This window comes from Streptomyces sp. NPDC002701 (genome assembly GCF_042889045.1).
Taxonomy (GTDB): Bacteria; Actinomycetota; Actinomycetes; order Streptomycetales; family Streptomycetaceae; genus Streptomyces.
Map to the genome: position 1 here is coordinate 1 of NZ_JBIAQL010000059.1, position 7,164 is coordinate 7,164.

The 7,164-nt window shown below is 67.4% G+C and carries 6 protein-coding genes and 1 pseudogene; 3 read left to right on the forward strand and 4 right to left on the reverse strand.

Features of this window, described 5'->3' with window-relative positions:
- Window positions 1-94 precede the first annotated feature (94 nt).
- From ACFYXC_RS41605 to ACFYXC_RS41620, 4 genes and pseudogenes are all read right to left on the reverse strand, one after another.
- The gene (locus ACFYXC_RS41605; RefSeq protein ID WP_389558338.1) at window positions 95-355 is read right to left on the reverse strand and encodes a GNAT family N-acetyltransferase; all 261 of its coding nucleotides are present in this window, start codon (window positions 353-355) and stop codon (window positions 95-97) included.
- Window positions 352-510 carry a hypothetical protein gene (locus ACFYXC_RS41610; protein ID WP_389558340.1) on the reverse strand — a complete coding sequence of 53 codons (159 nt, stop codon included), beginning with the start codon at window positions 508-510 and terminating at the stop codon, window positions 352-354. Before ACFYXC_RS41610 ends, ACFYXC_RS41605 begins: the two co-directional genes overlap by 4 nt.
- Window positions 511-683: 173 nt before the next feature.
- Window positions 684-1,940 (reverse strand): serine hydrolase domain-containing protein, encoded by a 1,257-nt coding sequence (locus ACFYXC_RS41615; RefSeq protein ID WP_389558342.1) that lies wholly within the window; start codon window positions 1,938-1,940, stop codon window positions 684-686.
- An 880-nt stretch (window positions 1,941-2,820) separates the two neighbouring features.
- Window positions 2,821-4,035 (reverse strand): annotated as a pseudogene (locus tag ACFYXC_RS41620) (IS3 family transposase); the annotation flags it as partial.
- Window positions 4,036-4,266: 231 nt separating this feature from the next.
- Between ACFYXC_RS41620 and ACFYXC_RS41625 the strand changes: the two are divergent.
- From ACFYXC_RS41625 to ACFYXC_RS41635, 3 genes are all read left to right on the forward strand, one after another.
- A complete protein-coding gene (locus ACFYXC_RS41625; protein ID WP_389558344.1) occupies window positions 4,267-5,352 on the forward strand; it encodes an ArsR/SmtB family transcription factor in 1,086 nt (361 codons plus the stop codon).
- A 135-nt stretch (window positions 5,353-5,487) separates the two neighbouring features.
- Window positions 5,488-6,357, forward strand: coding sequence for a hypothetical protein (locus tag ACFYXC_RS41630; protein ID WP_389558345.1), 870 nt, complete (start codon window positions 5,488-5,490; stop codon window positions 6,355-6,357).
- Between the two features lie 71 nt (window positions 6,358-6,428).
- The gene (locus ACFYXC_RS41635; RefSeq protein WP_389558347.1) at window positions 6,429-6,932 is read left to right on the forward strand and encodes a peptidase inhibitor family I36 protein; all 504 of its coding nucleotides are present in this window, start codon (window positions 6,429-6,431) and stop codon (window positions 6,930-6,932) included.
- Window positions 6,933-7,164: the final 232 nt, after the last annotated feature.

A 7,164-nucleotide genomic window follows, 5' to 3' on the forward strand; every position in this document is an offset into this window, starting at 1 on the left:
CACTCGCTGGAACAGCTCCCACAGCTCGTCCGGCACCAGCCGCTCAACGATCTTCGACATGCCACAAGTCTAGCTAGCCAAATGAGATGATCTCTTAGGGGGTCAGGCCGCAGTCGCCGACGAATTCGCTGGTGGTCCGCAGGGTGACCAGCCAGAGTCCGTGCCCTTCTTGCCGGTATAGGCGCTGGTTCCAATCGATCCAGGCCAGTGCCTCCTCCCGGGTCTTGGGGCGGGTGTAGTGGCGCATCACGTTCGGGTCGCCGAGGAGTGCGGCCATATCGTCGAGGTCGTCCGGGGTCATCTGCCGGAAGGCGAGTCGTGGAGTGGGGGTCGGGGCGCGGTGGTGACGGTTCACGGGTGCTCCTTCACGATGCGGGTGGCGATGTCGGCGGCGCAGGCGCCCCAGTCGCCGACGGCGGCTCGCTGCCATGTGACGGCGACGGTGATGTCGATGCCGAGGGTGCGGGCGAGGACGGCGGCGGGCAGCTCGGGGGAGAGCTGGAACAGCACAAACGTTCAACGATCACCAAGGCCCGCGCAACCCTTGCCGCAACCTCCAGCGCAACTCCTGTCGCAACAGATGACGCTGCCGCGTGTGCTGCGGCTGGACGACCTCGCCACCAGCGCCGGCCCGACTCCTAGCGAAGAAATCAAACGGTGTCTTCTGCCAGTATGCGCCCTGGTCACCCGCGCTTCCGGACGCCGCACACCGCCCGGTCCAGCAGGTAGACCGCGGCCTCCGCCTGATCGAGGAAGCGCTTCTCGTCACCGAAGCGCGTGGTGAAGACAGTGGCCGCGGCCGACACCCGGCCGTCGGGCGTGACGGCGGTCTCGGAGGCGGTGCCGAAGGACGTGCCGCCGTGGTACCAGATCCCGCCCCCGCAGCCCTCGGCCGGGCGCCAGGCGAGGCCGAGCCCGTAGCGGGTCCTGCCGTCGGTGGCGTAGCCGGGCGCCGGGACGGTGGTGCGCATCTGCTCCAACTGCTCCCGCGGCAGCAGCCGGCCGCCCATCAGGGCGCGCAGGAAGATGTTCATGTCGCGGGTGGTGCTGATGATGCCGCCGTCCGCGCCGCCGCCCACGGCCAGCGTGGTGTCGGTGAGGTCGTCCCGGCCGGGGAACTGCGTGTACCCGGCGGCCGTCGGCATCGGCACGTACGGCGAGGTCCCCGGTATCAGCGTGCGGCGCAGCCCCAGCGGCTCGATGATCCGGTCATGCACCTCCTGCGCCCAGGGGTTGCCAGTGGCCTTCTCGATGACCATCCCGAGCAGCACGTAGTTGGTGTTGGAGTACGCCCACTGCGTCTCGGCGCCCGGATCGTCCGCGTCCGGCAGCCAGCCGGGGGCGTGCTCCATCGCCACAGCGACCTGCTCCTCGGGGGTCTGCGAGCGGAACCGCTGTGCGTGGAAGCGCTCGGGCGTCAGCTCCGTCGGGTCCTCGAAGACGATGTCCGTGTAATTGGCCAGGCCGCTGGTGTGCTGGAGCAGGTTGCGCAGGGTGATGCGGCTGCCGTCGTTACCGTTGCCAACGACCACCCCGGGCAGCCACTGCTCAACGGTGTCGTCCAGGCTCAGCGTCCCCTCGCCGATGAGTTGGAGCGCGGCCACGGCCGTGAAGGTCTTGGTGTCGCTGCCGATGCGGTAGTAGGCGTCGAAGGGCACCCGGCCCCCGTCCTTCAGGCTCGCGGTGCCGGACCGGGCCCGCGTCTCGCGCCCGGCCGCGTCCCGGGCGAGCACCGTCAGCCCGGTGGCTCCCGTGTCCCGTACCGCGTCCGCGTCCCGCTGCAGCCGCGACCGCGCGTCCCTGCCGCCGGCGCCCATGGCCTCGGCCGTGGTGCCCGGCCCGAGAAGCGAAGCGGTCCCGATTGCGGCGGCCCCGGCCACGGCCAGCCCCGCACGCCACCGTCCGGACCGGCCCCACCGCGCACTCTTTGTGATCTCCATGGCCGGAACGCTACGGAGGGCCGGCGCCGCGGACCATCCAGCTAGCTACCGGGACGGGTGTGGTGCTGACCCCCTACCACCCGCCCCAGTTCGTCGAGGATCTACAGCGTGTCGTGGCCGTGCTGTCGCTGGATACCTCGGCCGTAGGCACGGTCGCTACTGCGGTGCCCCGCGCCGAGCGGCTCCTGTAACCATCCGGGGTACCACAGGAGTCGGCAACGGCCACCCGAGCGTTGTGAGGCCGCCGCCCGGGTGGCCCGTAAGCGCGGGCTGCTCGCCGACGCCTGATCGAGGTACCGAAGTGGCAGGTTCTACCCACCCACGCGCCTTCGTTCCGGAGTCCGCATGTTCCCTGTCATCTGCCTCACCGTCTGTCAGAGCGAGGACGGCGTCCGGGTCCCTCGGAGGGGCCATGTCGTGGCCCCTCCAGGATGCGGAACTGGCGTGGAACTCTCCGTACTCGTTCAGATAGTCGAGGGCGTGGAGGTCCTCGGGCTCGTGCAGGGCGAGCGGGCCTTCGGCGCCGTGGCGCCCCTCGGTCCTGCCGAGCAGGCCGGCCTTCTCCAGGGCCATCAGCTTCGGGAGCGGGGCCGGTTCGGGTTGTCGGCCGTGGGGGTCGGGCGTCGGTGTCGGCGCTGTCGCGCGGTGGTGTTGCCGGCGTTCGCGTTGTCGGCGGAAAGGCAGGGCAACCTCACAGCGGGCTCATAGGTCATGCATACGGCGTCACCGATCCGGGGCGCCGGATGTCCGACTCACGGGGGGTCCCATGACGTCTCTCGCCGCGGTGCGGCACACCATGTCCCGGCCGCGGCCCCCGAGCACAGGCCGCAGCGCGACCGGGCCGCAGCAAGCGTGGGACGGGGGCTTTTCGGCGGTATGTAGATGAAAACGACCTCTTAGCCGCTCGCAGATGCTGCTGTTCGAACTCCATGGGTGAGAGGTAGTTGGGGGCACTGTGGCGCCTGCGGGCGTTGTAGTAGGTCAGCCACTGGAAGATTTCCAGCCTCGCGTGACGCACCGTCGAGAACAGCCTTTGGTGCATCGTCTCCCTCTTGAGCCCCTGCCAGAACGACTCTGCGAGGGCGTTGTCGTAACTCGAGCCGACCCGGCCCATACTCCTGCGGATCCCGAAACCGCCGCAGACCTGTGCCAACGCGGCAGCGGTGTCCTGCGAGCCTCTGTCCGCATGAAAGATCACGCCGTCCACGTTGCCGCCGCGGGCCGCCACCGCCATCTTGAGGGCGTCGATGACCAGCTCGGCCCGCATATGGGTGGCCATCGAGTAGCCGAGCACCCGGCGTGAGCAGACGTCCAGGACGCAGGCGAGATACAGCCACGACCCGCCGACCTGCACATACGTGATGTCACCGCACCACTTCTCGTCCAGCCGCCCGGCGGAGAAGTCACGTCGGACGAGGTCCGGGACAGGCGGTGCGAGGCGGTCCGGGACCGTGGTGCGTTTACGGCGCCGCAGATGGAGGCCCTCCAGGCCGTGCTTACGCATGAGCCGCTCGACGCGCTTGCGGTTCACCGTGTGTCCGAAGCCCCGCAGCTCAGCATGGACAGGCCGCACTCCGTACGTTCCCTTGTGGGCGGTGTGGATCTCGCGGATTTCCGCGGTCAGGGCATCGTCGTCGGCCTGCCGCATCTGCCGGGCCTGCGCGCTGGCGATCCACCGATAGAAGCCCGAGCGCGAGACCTGAAGCACCCGGCATATCCGCTGCACGCCGAAGTCGCCCCGGTTGTCGGAGATGAAGCCCCAGCGGGGTCATGCCCTCATCTCCTTCGCAAAATATTGGGCCGCCCGGCGCAGAATCTCCCGTTCAAGTTCCCACTCCTTCTCCGCTTTGCGCAGCCGGCCGTTCTCCGCCCGCAGCCTCGCCAGTTCTTCATCCCTGCCCTCGGCGACCGGCTCGTCGCGGCCCTGGTCCCCGCCCGCGTGCTCGTCGGCCTGGCGCACCCAACTGCGCAGTGTCTCGCCGGTCACCCCGACGTCCGCCGCCACCGCCGCATACGTGCGCTTCCCACCCGCCGCGCGGTACAGCGCGACGGCATCGTTCCTGAACTCCGCCGGATACGGAGACTTCCGTCCCACCAGGACACCCTTCCTCGGATCTGCAAGATCCATTGTCAGAGTGTCCACGCCACCGGGGTCGCCTCATGCGAGACTGACCGACCGTCGCCGGGCTGTGTGGTGGTGAAGGTCAGCCATCCGAACAAGCAGGCGATTCACAGCGGCCGGTTACCGTCTTGTCCACGCAGCCCACTCTGGTCACTGTCGGTGGCGTAACCCCCACAGGAATGCCAACCGCGTTCGGAGACCCCGATGATGCGTGTGCACTTCACTGCCAGGGACGTCGCCCGTCTGCGTATCGCAGACAGCCCTGACCCCTTGTGGGAAGTCGCCAACAGCTATCAGATGCTGATGAGCAGGGGCGATCCTCTGGTGTTCGGCCAGTGGCGTCGCCGGGTCCGTCCGCGCCTGGCGCCGGAAGGCCGCAGGCTGCTCACCGCTCTCCTACCGCCCAGGGGCTACTCGCCGGACTTCCTCACGCCCGACTCCGGTGGTTACACCGACATCGGGAGCGCGGTCGAGACCGTGCTTCGCACGCCACGGTCCACCCTGCGTGTCGACCTGGCGACGCTCGCCGCCTCGCCCGCCCTACGGCAGCCGCCGGCGACGGAACTACGGGTATTGGCGCAGGGGAAGTCCGACGCATTGCACCGCTTGGGCACTGCCCTGCACGGCTACTACCGGCGAGCGCTAGCCGAGTTCTGGCCGCACTTGTGCGCGCAGGTGAGCGCGGACTGCGCCCTGCGCGGCCGGGCGGCACTGGCAGGTGGCGTCGAGGGACTGCTGAAAAGTTTCGAGCCCATCATGCGTTGGCGACCGCCCGTACTGGAGATCGAGTACCCGGTCGACCGTGACCTGCGGCTCGATGGGCGAGGGCTGCTGCTTCAGCCGTCCTTCTTCTGCTCTCGCAGACCGGTCATGCTTGCTACACCTTCTCCTGGCCGGACGCCCGTTCTCGCCTATCCGATTCAGCACCTTCTCGGCTGGTCCCAGAAGACCGGCGCCGCGTCCGCCGACGGGAGTCTCGGCGATCTGATGGGGCGTACCCGGGCCGCCATTCTGGAGGACGTCGTCTCTGGCCGTACCACCGGTGAACTCGCGAAACGGTTGGGCGTCTCCGGGTCGGCCGTGAGCCAGCACACCGCGGTGCTGCGCCGGGCCGGCCTGCTACTGAGCGTGCGGCGCCGCAAGTACGTCCTGCACATCGCCACCTCCGCCGGGCTGGCTCTCCTCGGCGGCGCTTCTCAGGTCCCGGTCCACGCACCGGCCCACGCCCTGGTCCACGTCCAAGCCCCCGTCCAAGTGCGAGCCCCCGTCCACCGGACGGATTCCGTTTAAGGCCTGGCTTCAATCTGTGGTGCGGTCCGTGTGCGCTGTTGCAGCCTGGAGCGGCAATCGGCCGGTCGGCCGAGCTTCCGAAAGGGCAGGCACATGCGAACGCAGGACCGCGGGCGGAAGAGTTTCCCTTTGCTCTTGGCGATCATGTCCGTCTGCCTCTGGTGCTCAGGTTGTTCCGGCAATAGCGCAGCACCTGCGGCGGTTGCGGGAAGCGCCACTCGGGAGATTTCCACCGCCGATCAAGGAAAACTCCACAAAGCGGAACAACTGCTGATCCAGAGGTGCATGGATCGGTACGGCTTCAAGACATGGCCCACGCCTGACAAAAGCACGCTTCCCGACGTCATCGAATTTCCCTACGTCCTCACCGACGAGCAATGGGCGCGCCGCCACGGCTACGGAAGTGACATTTTTGAAAGCATCGGCCGCTTGAAGCAAAGTGATCCCAATCAACGCTATTTCGCGAAACTCTCGGCCGAGAAACGAGCGGCAGCCCTGACCGCCCTCAACGGGGCGGAGCCGGTCGGGCTGGAGGCGCGGATGCCGACGGGCGGGGTGCTGCGCAGGAGTGACCGGGGTTGCGTGTCGGAGGCCGAGTCTGCCCTCTACGGTGACCTTCGGACGTGGTACAGGGTCAAAAAGGTTACCGACAGCCTCGGAAGTCTTCGGACCGGCCGCGTTCTCAAGGACAGGCGCTTCAAGGAAGCCACTCGGCCCTGGGCATCATGCATGCGCGAGCACGGTTACATCTACTCCATACCGGAAGAGGCGCGCAGCGCGGCGCTGCGAAGGGCCGACAAGCGAGGAGGCCGGACGGAGGAAGTGCGGACGGCGATCTCCGAGGCAAGGTGCGCGGCCGAAAGCGGCTTGGGCGCCCTCGCGCGTCGCCTTGACCAGCAGTACAAGGTGGCGATCGAAAGAGAATATTCCTCGGAATTCAAGACAAGGCGCACGATGGAATCCGAGTCGCTGCCCCGTGCTGCCCGGATCGTCGCCGAGGAGTAGCGGGCAGAACGGAAGCAATTCCAGGAGAATCATCGAAAATGATCCTGGAGACGAACCCATCAAGGAGTGAAATGAGAGCATTACGGAATGCACTGCTGGCCATATCGGCCATCGGCTTGGTGGTCGCCACGGCCCCTTCGAGCGTCGCGGACGACCGGGCCTCCGGTCCGGACGGTTTCTCCCAGGGAGTCACCGTCGGATCCACGATAGGGGCGGCGGCACCGCAGCCGTCGCAACAGCGTGTGGCAGCCGCGCCCGATGGCAGGGTCTATGTCTACGTAGACCTCAACTTCACCGGTACCTGGTGCGGTATGCCCGGCAACCAGCAGGACTACCGGAACATCAGCGACTGTCCCGACATGGACAACAAGACCACGTCCGTGTGGAACAACGGATACGTGGCCACGTTCGACGACGTGCGGCTGTACCGGGACTACGTGTACAGCGGCCCCAACATGTGCATCAGCGTCGGCGACTCCTGGGGCAATCTCGACCTCGGCTATGAGGTGTTCAACACCGGCGAGCACGCGAACGACAAGATCAGCTCGCACATCTGGGCCAACAGCTGCCCCTAGCATCGATCGTTCATGAGTCCTCGTCAGTTTGCTGACGGGGACTCCGCGTTTGGGCGATACGGTCCCTTCGGACTGGGGCAGGCCGATAGCCCGGCTCTCGCGTCGGATGGGCGCCGGGTTCAACTTATGGGTCCTAACCTCAATACCGGTAACTTAGGGCTTTGGTGACCGCTTGACCCGTTTGGGTTTGGTGGCGCCAATGATGGTGACGGCCGCAGCACATGGGCGGTCT

Bases quoted from the DNA above. Each gene is read 5' to 3' on its own strand.
- ACFYXC_RS41615 (WP_389558342.1), bottom strand. From the start codon at position 1,940: ATGGAGATCACAAAGAGTGCGCGGTGGGGCCGGTCCGGACGGTGGCGT.
- ACFYXC_RS41625 (WP_389558344.1), top strand. From the start codon at position 4,267: ATGATGCGTGTGCACTTCACTGCCAGGGACGTCGCCCGTCTGCGTATC.
- ACFYXC_RS41635 (WP_389558347.1), top strand. From the start codon at position 6,429: ATGAGAGCATTACGGAATGCACTGCTGGCCATATCGGCCATCGGCTTG.